The organism is Lentibacter sp. (assembly GCF_965658795.1).
Classification (GTDB): domain Bacteria; phylum Pseudomonadota; class Alphaproteobacteria; order Rhodobacterales; family Rhodobacteraceae; genus Lentibacter.
The window spans coordinates 1-15240 of record NZ_CBFHTG010000005.1; the positions used below are offsets into that span (position 1 = coordinate 1).

The 15240-nt window shown below is 58.2% G+C and carries 12 protein-coding genes and 1 other RNA gene; 10 read left to right on the plus strand and 3 right to left on the minus strand.

All coding sequences use genetic code 11. The features are described 5' to 3' along the window. Window positions 1-40 precede the first annotated feature (40 nt). From ACTG3X_RS04875 to ACTG3X_RS04895, 5 genes are all read left to right on the plus strand, one after another. On the plus strand, window positions 41-616 hold the full coding sequence (locus tag ACTG3X_RS04875) for a hypothetical protein (protein WP_439110121.1): 576 nt from the start codon (window positions 41-43) through the stop codon (window positions 614-616). 363 nt (window positions 617-979) lie between these two features. Beyond that, the gene (locus ACTG3X_RS04880; protein ID WP_439110122.1) at window positions 980-1294 is read left to right on the plus strand and encodes a TraR/DksA family transcriptional regulator; all 315 of its coding nucleotides are present in this window, start codon (window positions 980-982) and stop codon (window positions 1292-1294) included. An 84-nt stretch (window positions 1295-1378) separates the two neighbouring features. Then, on the plus strand, window positions 1379-1564 hold the full coding sequence (locus ACTG3X_RS04885; RefSeq protein WP_439110123.1) for a CTP synthetase: 186 nt from the start codon (window positions 1379-1381) through the stop codon (window positions 1562-1564). A 55-nt stretch (window positions 1565-1619) separates the two neighbouring features. Next, window positions 1620-2129 carry a PhnA domain-containing protein gene (locus ACTG3X_RS04890; protein WP_439110124.1) on the plus strand — a complete coding sequence of 170 codons (510 nt, stop codon included), beginning with the start codon at window positions 1620-1622 and terminating at the stop codon, window positions 2127-2129. Window positions 2130-2186: 57 nt separating this feature from the next. Then, on the plus strand, window positions 2187-2885 hold the full coding sequence (locus ACTG3X_RS04895) for a fumarylacetoacetate hydrolase family protein (RefSeq protein ID WP_439110125.1): 699 nt from the start codon (window positions 2187-2189) through the stop codon (window positions 2883-2885). 65 nt (window positions 2886-2950) lie between these two features. Here the strand turns inward: ACTG3X_RS04895 and katG are convergent, their stop codons facing one another. Beyond that, on the minus strand, window positions 2951-5116 hold the full coding sequence (gene katG, locus ACTG3X_RS04900; RefSeq protein WP_439110126.1) for a catalase/peroxidase HPI: 2166 nt from the start codon (window positions 5114-5116) through the stop codon (window positions 2951-2953). Window positions 5117-5240: 124 nt separating this feature from the next. Between katG and ACTG3X_RS04905 the strand changes: the two genes are divergently transcribed. The 3 genes from ACTG3X_RS04905 (at window position 5241) to ACTG3X_RS04915 (ending at window position 11492) form a co-directional block, all read left to right on the plus strand. Next, window positions 5241-6137: a LysR substrate-binding domain-containing protein gene (locus ACTG3X_RS04905; RefSeq protein ID WP_439110127.1), complete on the plus strand. Its 897-nt coding sequence runs from the start codon at window positions 5241-5243 to the stop codon at window positions 6135-6137. Window positions 6138-6291: 154 nt separating this feature from the next. Next, window positions 6292-8085, plus strand: a complete 1794-nt coding sequence (locus ACTG3X_RS04910; protein WP_439110128.1) for an autotransporter assembly complex protein TamA — start codon at window positions 6292-6294, stop codon at window positions 8083-8085. Further along, window positions 8085-11492 (plus strand): translocation/assembly module TamB domain-containing protein, encoded by a 3408-nt coding sequence (locus tag ACTG3X_RS04915; RefSeq protein WP_439110129.1) that lies wholly within the window; start codon window positions 8085-8087, stop codon window positions 11490-11492. Before ACTG3X_RS04910 ends, ACTG3X_RS04915 begins: the two co-directional genes overlap by 1 nt. A 66-nt stretch (window positions 11493-11558) precedes the next feature. Here ACTG3X_RS04915 and ffs read toward each other — a convergent pair. Both ffs and ACTG3X_RS04925 read right to left on the minus strand, forming a co-directional pair. Next, an RNA gene (ffs, locus tag ACTG3X_RS04920) (signal recognition particle sRNA small type) lies at window positions 11559-11656 on the minus strand. After that, the gene (locus tag ACTG3X_RS04925) at window positions 11654-13486 is read right to left on the minus strand and encodes a 5'-nucleotidase C-terminal domain-containing protein (protein ID WP_439110130.1); all 1833 of its coding nucleotides are present in this window, start codon (window positions 13484-13486) and stop codon (window positions 11654-11656) included. Before ACTG3X_RS04925 ends, ffs begins: the two co-directional genes overlap by 3 nt. A gap of 258 nt (window positions 13487-13744) precedes the next feature. Between ACTG3X_RS04925 and nudC the strand changes: the two genes are divergently transcribed. Next, complete coding sequence (gene nudC, locus ACTG3X_RS04930) at window positions 13745-14716, plus strand: NAD(+) diphosphatase (RefSeq protein ID WP_439110131.1); 972 nt, start codon at window positions 13745-13747, stop codon at window positions 14714-14716. A 48-nt stretch (window positions 14717-14764) separates the two neighbouring features. Beyond that, a complete protein-coding gene (locus ACTG3X_RS04935) occupies window positions 14765-15232 on the plus strand; it encodes an SRPBCC family protein (protein ID WP_439110132.1) in 468 nt (155 codons plus the stop codon). Window positions 15233-15240: the final 8 nt, after the last annotated feature.

Genomic DNA, 15240 nt, shown 5'->3' on the forward strand with positions numbered 1-15240 from the left:
TGAAGTGAGAATCTTGGTAAAAGATTGTTAGGTTTTGAATATGGCTGAAGAGACAAACAAAGCAAAATGCGCTGGAATGATTGCCGATGCAGCAAAGCGCAGTCAGCACAGCCAAATGAAACTATATTTTGACAAAATAATTGAAGTTCAGTCTGCGTCCATTGAACATGCTACAAAAGCCAATACAGTAAATGTTACAGTCATTTACGCTGGAGCATTTCTTCTCTTACAAAATACTTCTGGCACAGTTCCAGCTAAAGACTGGGCAATTATTGTTTTGCTGCTTTTTATATCTCTCGTGACATTTGCGATCTGGACGGTTTCGAACTCTTTTCTCGTGTCGAGGCAGACAATAAAATACTCCCAACTGATGATAGATTCGAACAAAACGATTGATCGAAAGCTTGCAGAACTTGAGGTTTTGGAGAGAAAAGCGTCTAAGGGTCAACTAGCTCATATCGCCTTATGGGGCCCAGTATTTCTTACTACTATCTTAACAGGGTTTTTTGGTACCATTTATCTTTTGATTTTTTACGTTTTGAATCTGTTCGCCATTGATTTCAGTCTTGTAGGTTTCATTTTAAGCTTCTTGCCTCAATCTGGCTCTAGCCTATAATTCTTAAAATTATCAGATATCTAAATTGTATAGGACTATCGGACCTTTCTCGCCAAATCTCTGATTTGGCAGCGCCCGAACCGCCCCCACGGGGCGGGCGCTTCGCTTCCTGCCCCTCGGTTCGGGCGCGGGGATCGCTTCAATGTAGAGTCACTGCCTTAGACCGCCCCTTGGGCTGGCGATTGGGTGAGGGCAGCGCGCCCTTCTGGGAGTTTTCGGATTTGGCAGGGATAAAGTGCGCCTCACAAGCGTAGGGTCGCCTGCCCACGGTCTGGCGATGCGCTTCCTCCCCCCTTGACCCAAATCAAAGCACGCGCCCCCGATCCGTCTCATCCTTCTTTTGAAACCCAATGGGAGGCGGACATGGATATTGAACTCGCAAAGCAGACCCTTCTCGCGCGTCGGGCCGAGCTGACATCGCATCTGACAGAGGTGGAGCACCAGCTTGACGAGCCCGTGTCGCAAGACTGGGAGGACCGCTCCGCCGAGCGGCAGGGCGATGAGGTGCTTGAAGCCCTCGGTGCGCAGGAGTTGGCGGAAGTGCGCCAGATCGATGCGGCTTTGGCACGGGTTGAGGCGGGCACCTATGGTGTGTGTGTCAAGTGTGGTGGCGATATCGCCGCAGCGCGGCTGGAGCTGCTCCCTGCGACGCCGCTGTGTGCGGCGTGCGCCACGTAGAGCGCACATCTGACCCAGATCAAAGACGGCCTGTGCGGGCGCGCCTAGGGTCGCTTCAAATATCAGCCATGGAAAGGGACATTCATGCTCCGTATTGCGCTTATCTTTCACTTGTTTATCGGCACGACACTTGCAGGTGTGGCCATGATTGCAGCCCTGACGATGGGCTATGACACGCTCCAGCCTGTTTTGTTGTCAGCGTTGCTGGGCTTTCTCGTGTCTCTTCCTGTCACATGGTATGTGGCCAAGGCGGTCTACGACAACAGCTGAAGACATTGCACGCGCGCGCCTGTAAGGCGGGGCGAACAAAAAGAAAGATTGCCTTATGACTTGCCCGATGTGCGCCGCTGATGCGGAGTTGATTGCTTTTGACGTAGAGGGCGGGCCTGTGGGCGCGTCTGTTGATCTGTGTGGCGTTTGTGCCGAGCAGATTGCGGGTGAGCCTGATGCCAACCATTGGCGCGGGCTGGCTTCGGCTATGTGGAGCGAGGATGTGGCGGTGCAGGTGCTCGCCGCGCGGATGCTCAAGCGGCTGGACGGCGAAGGCTGGGCGCGGGACTTGGCCGAGCAGCTTTATCTGGACGACGAAACGCAGGCTTGGGCCGATAATGTGGCTGCGGCGAGCAACCATAAAGATGCCAACGGTGCCCCCCTCGCGCAGGGCGATACGGTGGTGTTGATCAAGGATCTGCCTGTCAAAGGCGCGGGCTTTACGGCCAAGCGTGGCACGGCGGTGCGCGGGATCAGCCTTGTGGCGGAGAACCCCGAGCACATCGAGGGCCGTGTTGAAGGGCAGCGGATTGTTATTCTCACCCAATACGTGAAGAAGAAGTAAGCCGCTTTTCCCTTGGCGTGACCTTCGCTAAAGCTAGGTCAAAAGAGGGAGAACGCCATGAGCGACTATTTGTTTGATGTCCCGGAGGTCTTTGCGCTGGATGTGCAGGGCACGTCAGGGCTGTATCCTGTGCGGCGGATATTCTGTGTGGGGCGCAATTATGCGGCTCATGCCGCCGAGATGGGCAACGAGGTAGACCGCGAAGCGCCTTGGTATTTTACCAAGCAGGCGGCCCATGCTGTGAAGAGCGGCGCGGTGTTGCCCTATCCGCCCGGTACGGCGAACTACCATCACGAGATGGAGCTGGTTATGGCGCTTGGCGCGCCCGTGTTTCAGGCGGGCGAGGGCGAGGCGCAGGCGGCGATTTATGCTTATGGATCTGCGCTCGATATGACGCGGCGGGACCGCCAGCAAGACGGCAAGGACAACCGCAGGCCCTGGTCGCTTGGCAAGGATGTGGAGGGCTCTGCCGTGTTCGGGCCGCTCACACGCGCTGAGGCATTCGGCGCTGTGTCTGCCCAGCGGATTCATCTCGCGGTGAATGGCGAGATACGGCAGGATGCGTGCCTTGAAGAGATGGTCTGGAGTTGCGCAGAAATTGTCAGCCACTTGTCGCGCTATTACCATCTGGGCGCGGGGGATGTGATCCTGACAGGGACGCCTGCGGGCGTTGGGCCTGTCGTGGCGGGGGATACGATTGTTGGCGGGATTGACGGGCTGGCAGATGTCGAGCTGCGCCTGACGGCTGCCGAGTAAGCTGCACTGAAACATAAAAAGGGCGCGAAGTTGCCTTCGCGCCCTTTCGTTTGTGTGCTTTGGATTTACGCCAGATCGAAGCGGTCTGCGTTCATCACTTTTGTCCATGCGGCGACAAAGTCGGCGACGAACTTTTCTGCGTTGTCGTCCTGAGCGTAAAGCTCTGCATAGGCGCGCAGAATTGAGTTGGAACCGAAGACGAGATCAACGCGTGTTGCAGTCCATTTGGTTGCGCCCGTTGCCCGATCACGGATCTCATAGAGGCCCTTTTCTGTCGGGTTCCAAGTGTTGCCCATATCCGTCAGGTTGACGAAGAAATCGGTTGTCAACATACCTGCTCTGTCGGTGAAAACGCCATGCTTGCTGTTGCCATGGTTTGTTCCCATTGCACGCATACCCCCAACAAGAACAGCCATTTCCGGTGCTGTAAGCCCCATGAGCTGCGCTCGGTCGAGTAGCATTTCTTCGGGTGAGACCACATAGTCCTGCTTTTGCCAGTTGCGGAAGCCATCAGCCAGCGGCTCAAGCACATCAAAGCTCTCTGCATCTGTCATGTCGTCGGTGGCGTCTCCACGGCCTGGCGCAAACGGAACTTCGATATCGTATCCCGCTGCTTTTGCAGCTTGTTCAACACCCAGGTTGCCCGCGAGAACGATCACATCTGCAACGCTTGCGCCGGTTTCGGCTGCGATAGCTTCGAGCACCTCGAGTACACGTGCAAGGCGTGCTGGCTCGTTGCCGTCCCAGTCCTTTTGAGGGGCAAGACGGATGCGTGCACCATTGGCTCCGCCACGCATATCGGAGCCGCGGTATGTGCGAGCGCTGTCCCATGCGGTTGCGACCATTTCTTCAAGTGACAAGCCGCTTGCTGCGATTTTCGCTTTGACTGCGGCGACATCATAGCTTGTTGATCCCGCAGGGATCGGGTCTTGCCACACGAGGTCTTCCTGAGGCACTTCCGGGCCGAAATAGTTGGATTTTGGGCCCATGTCGCGGTGTGTGAGTTTGAACCATGCACGCGCGAAGGCGTCGTCAAACTCTTTGGGGTTGTTATAGAAACGCTCCGAGATTGCGCGATATTTCGGATCCATTTTCATAGCCATGTCGGCGTCGGTCATGATCGGATTGTAGCGAATAGAGGGATCTTCCACATCAACTGGCTTGTCTTCCTCTTTCATGTCGACGGGTTCCCACTGCCATGCGCCAGCCGGACTCTTCTTCAGTTCCCAGTCATGGTTCAGCAGAAGCTCGAAATACCCGTTGTCCCATTGGGTCGGGTGTGTCGTCCATGCGCCTTCGATACCGCTGGTAACCGTGTTGCGACCCACGCCACGTGAGGTGTGGTTGTTCCACCCAAGCCCTTGCTCATGGATATCGGCGGCCTCAGGCTCAGGACCCAAGAGAGAGGCGTCACCATTGCCGTGGCATTTGCCAACCGTATGGCCGCCTGCCGTCAGAGCGACGGTTTCTTCATCATCCATCGCCATACGTGCAAAAGTTTCGCGCACTTGCTCGGCGGTTTTCAACGGATCTGGGGTCCCGTTTACGCCTTCGGGGTTCACATAGATCAAACCCATTTGCACGGCCGCAAGAGGGTTTTCCATTGTCGCAGGGTTTTCCAAGTCACCGTAGCGAGAGTCTGAAGGTGCAAGCCATTCTTTCTCTGCGCCCCAATATGTATCAAGCTCAGGATGCCAGATGTCTTCGCGGCCAAATGAGAAGCCGAAGGTTTTGAAGCCCATGGACTCATACGCAACGTTTCCTGCCAGAAGGATAAGGTCTGCCCAGCTGATTTTGTTGCCGTATTTCTTTTTCACGGGCCAAAGAAGGCGGCGTGCTTTGTCGAGGTTGGCGTTGTCTGGCCAGCTGTTGAGCGGCGCAAAACGCTGGTTGCCTGTGCCGCCGCCGCCACGGCCATCTGCGAGACGGTAGGAGCCTGCAGCGTGCCATGCCATGCGCACCATCAGGCCGCCATAGTGGCCCCAATCGGCGGGCCACCAGTCTTGGCTGTCAGTCATAAGGGCCGTCAGGTCCTTCTTGAGGGCGTCTACGTCAAGCTTTTTCAGCTCTTCGCGATAGTTGAAGCTCGGCGCCATCGGGCTGGATTTGGAGTCATGCTGGTGCAAGATTTCAAGGTTCAGGGCGTTTGGCCACCACTCCATGTTTGAATTGCCCGAGGCTGTGTTGCCTCCGTGCATAACCGGGCATTTGCCTGCTGCGTTTCCGTCCATGGTCTGTATCTCCCTAAAAGTTGAGCGCGCTTGGCGCCGAATCTTACGTTTCCTGGAACAGGTCTAACTGAAAGTTACGATAGGAATAAGTTGCATTTTCTAATTGTTATTATAATTTATTCTTATGGCAAATATTACACTTAGGCAGTTGCGTTATTTTGAGGCTCTGGCGGGGCAGGGGCATTTTGGCCGTGCGGCGGAAGTCTGCTCGGTGTCGCAACCTGCCTTGTCGATGCAGATCAAAGAGCTGGAAGGCCAGCTTGGTATGGCGCTGTTTGAGCGGGCCGCACGACAGGTGCGTCTGACAGCCTTTGGCGAAGACTTTGCCCGCCATGCGCGCGATGTGTTGCGGGGCGCCGAAGCGCTGGAAGAAATGGCGCGTAAGGCGCAAGAGCAGTTTAGCGGGCGGCTCAGGCTCGGGGTTATCCCGACGATTGCCCCCTATCTTTTGCCCCGTGTCTTCAAGGCACTTGCGGCGCGCTACCCTCGGCTGGACATTCAGGTGCGCGAGACGCTGACCTCAAGGCTCGTGGCCGAGCTCGACGAAGGGCGGCTGGACACGGCGATCCTTGCTTTGCCTGTGTCGGAGCCGAGCTTTGAGGAGGTGACTTTGTTTGAGGAGCGCTTTGTGCTTGTGCGCCCCGAAGGCGAGGCGGGCCTGCCTGTGCCGAGTGCTGACAGCCTCAGCCAGATGCGGCTGCTTTTGCTGGAGGAAGGGCACTGCTTTCGTGATCAGGCGCTTTCGGTGTGTTCCATCCCGCAGGTGCGCCCGCGCGACGGGTTTGACGCGAGCTCTTTGTCGACACTGGTGCAGATGGTTGGCGCTGGAATGGGCGTGACGCTGATACCTGAAATGGCGGTGCCTGTTGAAACCCGCTCTGCGGCGGTTTCTTTGGCGCGGTTTGCTGCGCCTGAGCCAACACGCAGTGTCGGTATGGTGTGGCGCAAGAGCAGCCCGCTGATAGGCGAGTTGCGCGAGATGGCGACCGTTGTGCGTGCGGCGGCTGCGGAGGGGGCTTGAGGCGGGTGCGCCTTGGCGTGTCACGGTTTCTTGCCTTGTTCTTTCACTGGGGGGCATTTATTTCTTTGCCAGCAAAGAGCAGAGTGGCTTTTCACGAGGTGACCGAACGGCTGCGTGACGCCGTGATGTCGAAAGTTGGCAATCAATGAATGTGATGATCAGTTTTTTCAGGGCGCGTATTGCGCTGATATCGTTCGGTTTTGCCTGTGTCTGCGGCCCTGTTTCTGCGTTTGACGCCAATTTGCAACTTTCACCCGAGGTGGAGGCGCTCAAGGACGAGCTTTCGGCGGCCTCGCTTGTCTTGGCGGTGCGGCGCGAAGGTGTTGCAAGTGCGCAAGACATTCTGGCTGCCGCACAGGCAGATTATGGCCGATTAGTGAGCGCCCTTTACGAGCGTGGATACTATGGCCCCGTTGTCTCTATCAGAGTTGATGGTCGTGAAGCCGCGGATATCCCGCCGTTGGCCCGCTTGGGGCCGGTTGTCCGCGTTGACCTGCGTGTTGAGTCTGGGCGCGCTTTCAAGCTGGGGGTGGCAAAGATTGCACCGCTCCCGGAGGGAACGGCGGCGCCTGACCGGTTTCGCAGCGGTGCCGTCGCCGAGCTTTCGACCATTCGAGATGCCGCGCAGGCGGGCGTGGGCGGGTGGCGCGCGGTTGGATATGCCAAGGCGCGTGTGGCTCGAGAGAGCGTCGTAGCCAACCACGGGCGTGGCGAGCTTGATGTCGATCTCGGGATCGACACAGGCCCCCGTGTGCGCTTTGGGGCCCTTAACATCGAAGAGGGCAGCGCGGTGCGCCTCAACCGTATTCGCAAGATTGCTGGGGTTCCGACGGGTGAAATTTTTGACCCTGAAGCATTGGAGCGGGCTGCCACGCGTTTGCGCCGTACGGGTGTTTTTGCCTCTGTGGCACTGCGCGAGGCGGACACTGTGCGCGCGGATGGCACAATGGATGTGGAGCTTGCACTCGCCGATGCCAAACCGCGCCGCTATGGCTTTGGGGCGGAGTTGCACTCGGCGGAGGGGCTGACACTCTCTGGCTTCTGGTTGCATCGCAACCTGAGTGGCGGTGCCGAGCGCTTTCGGATTGAAGGCGAAGTTGCGGGGCTGCTGGGGGAGGATGACGAGCCTGACTATAGCCTCCAAGCCAGCCTCACACGGCCCTCGACACTGGAGAAAGACACCGACCTGAAGCTGCTGGCCGAGATCAGCCAGCTCGATGAGCCGCTGTACTTCTTGCGCCAAGGCAGTCTTGAAGTGGGCTTCAGCAAATATTACTCCGAAGCGCTCACGGGCGATACGGCGCTGATCTATGAATATAGTGATGCGCGGGTCGATACTGTGACCACGCTTTATTCCCACCTTATGCTGCGCATAGGCGCAACTTGGGATAGCCGCGACGACAAGTTGAACCCGACGCGCGGAACATTTCTGCGCGCGGAAGCGATGCCCTATTACGGGCTGGGGGACTCGTCTTCTGGTGCGCGCGGATATCTGGACGCGCGTGCTTACCGCGGGCTTGGCGCTGATGAGACTGTCGTTCTGGCGGCGCGCTTTCAGCTCGGGACAGTTGTTGGCTCAGAGATTGACGAGACACCGCCTGATCTTTTGTTCCTCTCTGGCGGGAGCGGCACGGTGCGCGGCCATTCCTACCAGTCGCTTTTTGTGACCACGGGTGGGGTCGAGACGGGCGGGCGCGCTTTTGTTGGCCTGTCTGGGGAGGCGCGGGTGAAGCTCAATGACACGTTCTCTGCCGTTGGCTTTTATGACCTTGGTTATATCGGGGCGAACAGTGGCTATGATGGCTCGGGTGATTGGCACAGTGGCGCGGGCGTTGGGCTGCGCTATCAGACCGGGCTTGGGCCGATCAGGCTTGATCTGGCGGTGCCTGTTTCGGGGGAAAGTGACAACAGCTTTGAAGTCTATGTCGGCATTGGGCAGGCGTTTTGATGCGGCTGATATTTGCTCTTCTGTTGTTTATGGTGCAAGCGGCTTCGGCTGCCGCAGAAGACGACAAAGACATGATGACCCGCTACCTTGAGGATGCGCTGTCTGGCAGTGGCTATCAGGTGAGCATCACGGGGTTTGCAGGCGCGCTGAGTTCGCGCGCGACGATGGAAAAGCTTACAATCGCCGATGAGAAAGGTGTCTGGCTTATTTTGTCAGATGCTGTGCTCGACTGGAACCGCGCCTCTGTGTTGCGCGGTGAAATTGACATCAACGAGCTGTCGGCCGCAGAGCTGGATATGCCACGTTTGCCAGAGAGTGGGGGTGCAACACCCAGCCCCGAGGCTACGCCGTTTGCTTTGCCCGAGCTGCCCGTGAGCCTGCGGGTCGGGGCAATCTCTCTTAAGAAAGTGACGCTTGGCCAACCCGTTGTGGGTGTGGCGGTGCAAGCCACGGTGAGCGGGAATGTGACGCTTGCAGGGGGGCAGGGGGCGGCCAAACTTGCGATTGTGCGTCAGGGCGGGCCTGACGGGGCCTTTAACCTGACCGCAGGTTTTGCAAACGAGAGCCGCGCGCTTTCGCTGGATCTGTCTTTGCGCGAGGGGGCAGATGGTATCGTCGCCACTCTTCTGAACTTGCCAGATAAGCCGCCCTTGGATGTGCGTATTGCAGGCGCAGCTCCTATTGATGACTTTACGGCGCGCGTGGCGTTGAGCAGTGCGGGGCAGGAGCGCCTTGTGGGAGAGATCAGCACGCAAGCAGGCGCAGGCACTCTGGAGGGTGTCGCGAGGTTGATCGAGGCTGATATCGCTGGCGATTTGACCCCGCTCTTTGCGCCGCAGTACCGTCGCTTTCTTGGCGAAGATGTGGCGCTGACCACGCAGGTGAGCCTTTTTGACGATGGGCGTGTGGCGCTTGATGAGCTTGCGCTTAAAGCGGCGGGCTTGCAGCTTTCGGGCAATATGGTTTTGGCGGCGGATGGCTTGCCAGAGGCCTTTGCTTTGGACGGGATTTTGCAAGATGCCTCTGGTGCGCCTTCGCTCTTGCCGATTGGTGGAGCCGAAACGCGGGTTCAGCGGGCCACGCTGAACGCTCAGTTTGACAGCCGCTCTGGCGACACGTGGTCACTACGCTCCCAGATGCTTGGATTCCAGCGGGATGATGTGAGCCTTGGCACGCTTGATGTTTCTGCGGGTGGGCAGATCAAGCGCGGCGCAAAACGACAGGTTACCGCGCGGATTGACGGGCGTGCTGACGCTATTTCTCTTGGGGATGAGGCCTTGGCCGAGGCGATTGGCACGCGCGTGAGCCTGCTGGCTGATCTGGCGTGGCAGGACGGTGCGCCGCTGGATGTAAAGACCTTTGCCGCTGAGGCCACTGGCATGAGTGTTACGGGTGCGGCGCGGGTCTCTGGTTTGGACGAGGCTTTTGCCGTGGACGGAGCTGTGACGGTGAGAGCTGCGAGCCTTGCAAGGTTTTCAAACCTTGCGGGGCAGCCGCTCGCTGGTGCTTTATCTGCGCAGCTGACGGGGCGTGCTGCGCTGCTGAGTGGAGAAGGCGATCTCGCGGTGAGCGCCGAGGCGACAGACCTGAGTGTCGGCATCGCAGAGGTGGATCGGTTGCTCGGGGGGGTGAGCACGATGCAGGCGTCTGTTGTGCGCGACGGAAGCGGGCTCTTGCTGCGCGGGTTTGATATCGAGGCGGCTGGAGGCACGGTCGATGCGCGGGGGCGTTTGGCCACGGGAGATGGCGCCGTGACATTTGCTGCGATGCTCAAGGATGCGGGGGCTTATGTGGAGGGGTTGAACGGGCCTGCCACAGTCACTGGTGAGGCGCTGGAAGATGCGGCAGGCTGGCGTGTGACAGTCGCGGGCACGGGGCCGCGCGCCATTGAGCTGACATCGCAAGTCACTGTGCCAAACGGAGGCGCCATACGCGCCAATGTGAGTGGGAAGATTGGGTCGATCGCCTGGATTTTGCCTGACTTGGACGGAGCCGCCAGCCTTGATGCCACTCTTGAGCAAGCTGGCGAAAACTGGGGGCTTGCGGCGCGTGCTGCCGGGCCGGGCGGCAGCGCTGTCACTGTAGATGGACAGGTGGCTGCCACGGGGCAGACGGCCGCTCTCAACATGACAGGGAGAGTGCCGCTTGGCCTGTTGAACCGCAGGCTCAAGCCCAACTCGGCGCAGGGGTTTGCGCAGTTTGATATTGTTTTGAACGGCCCGTTGGCGCTTTCGTCCTTGAGGGGCGAGGTGCGGACGTCGGATGCGCGGCTGTCGCTGCCTGCTGTGCGCAATGCGCTGACGGATATTGACGCCGTGGTGACCCTTGCCGAGGGCAATGCGCAGGTTCGTGCGACTTCAAATGTCGCGTCAGGTGGCAAGGTTGAGGCGCAAGGCCGAGTGAGCTTGCGCGCGCCCTATGCGGCCAGTGTGGAGATGGATGTTGGCAATGTTACGGTGAGTAGCGCCAAGCTCTATTCTACGCGCGTGAACGGTGCCCTAACGCTCGGGGGGGCGCTCGCGCGCCAGCCGATTGTCACGGGGCGGCTCTTTTTGGATGAGACGGAGCTGCGGATCCCGTCGACGGGGATTGGCGCTTTTGGAGATGTTCCTGATATCACGCATGTGAACGAGCCTGCTGCGGTGCGCCAGACACGCTCATTTGCAGGGCTTCTGGCCGAGGCGGCGAGTGCGGAGGCACAGCAAGGCTCGGGCCTTGGGATTGATGTAGAGATCGTCGCGGAGAAGCAGATTTTTGTGCGTGGTCGCGGGCTTGACGCCGAGCTTGGGGGGCGCGTGCAGATGACGGGGACAACGGCCGATATTGTTCCGAAGGGGCGGTTTGAGCTGATCCGTGGCCGGCTGGATATCCTGGGCAAGCGCCTCAATCTTGAAGAGGGTTCGGCGCTGTTGCAAGGCAGCCTGATCCCTCAGTTGCGGCTGGTGGCGAGCACGAGCACGGATGACGCAGTTGTGTTTGTCACTGTGTCGGGGCCTGCGGATGCGCCCGAGATCGAATTTACGTCGGAGCCGGAACTGCCGAGTGACGAGGTTTTGGCCCAGCTGCTTTTTGGCCGCGATGTGACCTCTATGTCTGCGCTTCAGGCCGTGCAGCTCGCTTCGGCTGTGGCCACGCTTGCGGGCCGAGGTGGTACCGGAGTTGTGGAGAAGCTACGCCAGAAAACGGGCGTGGATGAACTTGATATCAGTACGAGTGATACAGGCGAAACCTCTTTGCGCGCGGGGAAGTACATCAGCGATGGGGCTTATACCGAGGTTGAAATTGATAGCACTGGTCAAAGCACCATCAACCTTAACCTTGATCTCTCAAACGCGGCCAAGCTGCGCGGGTCTGTTGACACAGAAGGCAAGACGGGAATCGGGCTGTTTTTTGAGAAAGACTACTGACGTCTAATGCCACTCATGCCAGCTCGTTAGAGTGGCTCTGTGGCCGAACCAGCCCAAAAGGGAGCTGGGTGAGAGGCTGAACACGACCCAAGCGGGTCTCGTTGCGGCTGCTTCCTTCCGGATCTGACCGGGTTGGCGAGGCGCCTGCCCGCGCCAACCTCTCAAGGGAGGATATAGGCCGCTCCGAGCGGATTCGCAAGAGGCTGTGCATGGCCTGTTCCTGAAAGGGAGAGGCGCATTTCGGAGAAACCCGCTGCTGTTGCTCGGATAAACTCGATCCCTTGCGCGGGGCAGCTTTCAGCCTTGGGTGATGTTAGAAAACTGGCTGTTGTGTGGGGCATTGGCTTAAAGCGCCATGACGGGTGCGCCACAGGGCTGATTGTGCCTTGGTTGCTGATATGTGTGCTCAGCACACTGCGGCAGGTTTCTTGAGTGTCCAGAATAAGCTTGGGCACTTCTGGGCACGAAGGCTCTGGCCACTTCGTCTTGGCGCGATAGGAGCTGGAGGCGAGTATGAAGTGGTCTTTGTCTTGCACGGGTTTGCCGCGGTAGCTGAGCCGCGAGATGCGCCCCTCGCTTTTTGGCCCGCTGAGATAGCGGCGCTGCGCGTCAAAGAGCGCGGGGCGCGAGATATCGATTTCGTAGTCAAGCTGGGGGATCACATCAAACAAATAGCCGGGGAAGGTTGGGTCAAGCAGGGGGGCGTCTTGTGCACCTTGGGAGAGGTGAGCGAAGACGCTTGCGCTCATTTCAAGCCAGATGCGCAGCGCTTTGCCTGTGATGCTTTGCGCGCAGAGCGTGTCGTGAAAGCTGTAGAGCTTGTCGATATCGCGATGGGCGACTGTGCCTTTCGGGATGTGGCAATAGTGGGTTGCGCCTGCCCGTCCGCCCGAGCGGAAGGGAGACACGACCGAGAGAACAGGTGTGTCTTTATGCTCTGTGTTGGCAAGGGCTGTGCGGATATGGTCTTCAAAGCTCTTGGCTAAAAGCTGGAGGCCTGCGTTGTCTTTTGCCAAGGCAAAGAAACTGTCGATCTGTTGGGTGGTTTCGCCGAGGGGGCGAGACACCTCTGACAAGGTTTTGCGGTGATGGCCTTGTAAGGCATCAACGATCATGACGCACTCGCGTGCTTCAGCCGGATTGCGATGGGTTTGAAGCTGCGTTTTGCTGACGTCCCAGCCTGATGTGTTTGAGGTCAGTGTCAGGTCGGCTTGGCCCATATGTTCGCCCCAAGCGCCTGCAATGAGGGTTGGGTGGCCAGATAGGGCTGCCGTGTTTGTGCCGACCCCGTTTGTGGCGCTGACTTCATGGGTATGTCCGCCAAGTATCAGGGAAACTTTTTCATTTTTGGCCAGAACATTGACAAGAGCTTCCTTGGTTTCGGTACCTGCGTCGGCGTCCAGAGCCGAGTGCGCGAGAACGATGATGACGTCGACGCCTGCTTGCTCCATATCGCTCAAAGCTTGCGCGAGCGCAGGGGCCACAGGAGTGCAGTCTACCAAACTGTTTTGGGATGTAGAACTGTCGAGCGTATCGTCGGGTAAGAAGCCAGTGACACCGATGCGCAGTGGTTCGTTCTGCTCGGGTATTTCGCGCTCAAGGATTGTGAAGCGTTTGATCTGCTTGGAGAGCCTGTGGCTGGCTGGTAGCCTGAGGTTTGCCGATACAACTGGGAAGTTGGCTGTGCTCAGAGCCTCTGCAAGGTGCTCAAGGCCAAAATCAAGATCGTGATTGCCAAGTGTGACCGCATCATATGCCAGCGTATTCATAGCTGTGATCACCGGGTGCGCGCCAGATTGTGACGTATTCGCGTGGGTGTCAGCCAGCGGCGAGCCTTGTAGGAAGTCACCCACATCCAGCAAAAGGCTGTGCTGTGTTTCTGCACGAGCTTGCTTGATATAGACCGCTGTGCGCGAGAGACCGCGGTGCTTGAATGTTTTGTTATTGTTGTAATCAAACGCCAGAACGTGGCCGTGAATATCGGATGTCTGCAAAACCCGAAGATTTACGACGCATGCCGCTTGGCGTGGGGAGACTGGACGTGTCAGGTGCTTGGGCCTTTACATAAACCGACATTGGCGAGAGCTCTTCACAAGTGTAGCACGTATGGGTTGAATTGTTCAATAAATGTCGTTGCGGCAACGTGCGCTGCTTGCCCTATCTGTTTTGCGCGTGTTTATGCGGGGTAGTCAAAGCAACCAGGTCGCGCCAGATTGCGCAGAGCCTGCGAACAGGTATCAAGCGGGGATCAGATGAAGCTTGCAGAAACAGTTACTTTCGGCGGCTCGGGGCTTGACCGTGCGGCAGAGATCCGAGGAAATTCAGATCATTTAGCTGAGGCCATTGCGCAGGGCAATGCCGAGACGATCTTGCTTTGGCGGGGCAAACCGCTTTTGGAGGGAGCCGAAAAAGACAGGCTGGCGCGCCTGCCGATGGATCATGTTGTCTTGCAAGAGCATGGCAACGCGCCGTTGCTTCTGGGGCGCGAAGAGGGCGGCAAGCTGGTCTTTGTGAGCGATATTTCTGATTGGATCCCGCATGAGGTGGATGAGGCGGCGCTCGGTGCGTTTGCAGACCCCACAGAACAGCAGCACCCTATGCTTGAGGAGGCGCAGAGCTTTCTTGAGCTGCGCAGCGCAATGACACGCCTTTCGGCGCGAGATGCGGAATTGGCTGCCGTGGCGCGGGCTGTGCTTGGTTGGCATCGCTCCCACCGGTTTTGTGCGGCCTGTGGAGCCGAGAGCCAGATGGTGATGGCGGGCTGGCAGCGCTCTTGCCCCAGTTGTAACACACAGCACTTTCCGCGCACCGACCCTGTTGTGATTATGTTGATTACGCGGGGGAACTCTGTGTTGCTGGGGCGTTCGCCAGGTTGGCCTGAGGGAATGTATTCGCTTTTGGCCGGCTTTGTGGAGCCGGGCGAAACTGTTGAGGCGGCGGTGCGCCGTGAGGTCTTTGAAGAGGCGGGTATCCGTGTCGGTGAGGTCGGTTATCTGGCCAGCCAACCTTGGGCGTTCCCGAGTTCGCTGATGATCGGATGCGCTGGTCTGGCTGAAAACAGCGAGATCACGCTTGACCCAAACGAGCTGGAAGATGCGGCGTGGTTCACGCGCGAAGAGATCGCGCAAGCCTTTGCGGGTGAGCACCCGATGCTTCAACCCGCAAGAAAAGGCGCAATTGCACATTTTTTACTTTGGAACTGGCTGGCAGATCGGCTTACATGATCTCTAAACTCCAAGACGCGTAGCAGACCCTAACGAGGCATAACGAGTATGAATTTTTCCGGCAAACAAGATATCGAGGCTCCTATCGCGCATGTCTTTGCCGCCGTGAGCGACTTTGATGGCTTCACACGCCAAGCGCTGCGGCGCGGGGCGGATGTGACAAGGCTGGACGCGCTGGAAGGGCCTTGTGCAGGCATGGCTTGGAAAGCCATTTTCAGCTTTCGCGGCAAAGAGCGCACAATGCGGATCGAGCTTCTCGATGTGGATGTGCCCAACAGCCTGACGGCCAAAAGCAGCACAAAGGGCTTGGAGATTGTTTTGGTTTTGCAGCTGGTTGCCATGTCAAAAGAGCGCACGCGCATGAGCATCGATCTGGAGCTGGTTCCACAGACATTGGCAGCGCGGCTGCTTGTGCAATCGCTCAAACTGGCGCGTGGAAATGTCTCAAAGCGGCTCAAGAAACGACTTGGAGCTTTTGCGCAAACGACGGAAGAGAGCTACCGCAGCCTTGGATGAGGCGGCAT

Coding starts and splice junctions, on each gene's coding strand:
- ACTG3X_RS04875 (WP_439110121.1), top strand. CDS start 41: ATGGCTGAAGAGACAAACAAAGCAAAATGCGCTGGAATGATTGCCGAT.
- ACTG3X_RS04880 (WP_439110122.1), top strand. CDS start 980: ATGGATATTGAACTCGCAAAGCAGACCCTTCTCGCGCGTCGGGCCGAG.
- ACTG3X_RS04885 (WP_439110123.1), top strand. CDS start 1,379: ATGCTCCGTATTGCGCTTATCTTTCACTTGTTTATCGGCACGACACTT.
- ACTG3X_RS04890 (WP_439110124.1), top strand. CDS start 1,620: ATGACTTGCCCGATGTGCGCCGCTGATGCGGAGTTGATTGCTTTTGAC.
- ACTG3X_RS04895 (WP_439110125.1), top strand. CDS start 2,187: ATGAGCGACTATTTGTTTGATGTCCCGGAGGTCTTTGCGCTGGATGTG.
- katG (WP_439110126.1), bottom strand. CDS start 5,116: ATGGACGGAAACGCAGCAGGCAAATGCCCGGTTATGCACGGAGGCAAC.
- ACTG3X_RS04905 (WP_439110127.1), top strand. CDS start 5,241: ATGGCAAATATTACACTTAGGCAGTTGCGTTATTTTGAGGCTCTGGCG.
- ACTG3X_RS04910 (WP_439110128.1), top strand. CDS start 6,292: ATGATCAGTTTTTTCAGGGCGCGTATTGCGCTGATATCGTTCGGTTTT.
- ACTG3X_RS04915 (WP_439110129.1), top strand. CDS start 8,085: ATGCGGCTGATATTTGCTCTTCTGTTGTTTATGGTGCAAGCGGCTTCG.
- nudC (WP_439110131.1), top strand. CDS start 13,745: ATGAAGCTTGCAGAAACAGTTACTTTCGGCGGCTCGGGGCTTGACCGT.
- ACTG3X_RS04935 (WP_439110132.1), top strand. CDS start 14,765: ATGAATTTTTCCGGCAAACAAGATATCGAGGCTCCTATCGCGCATGTC.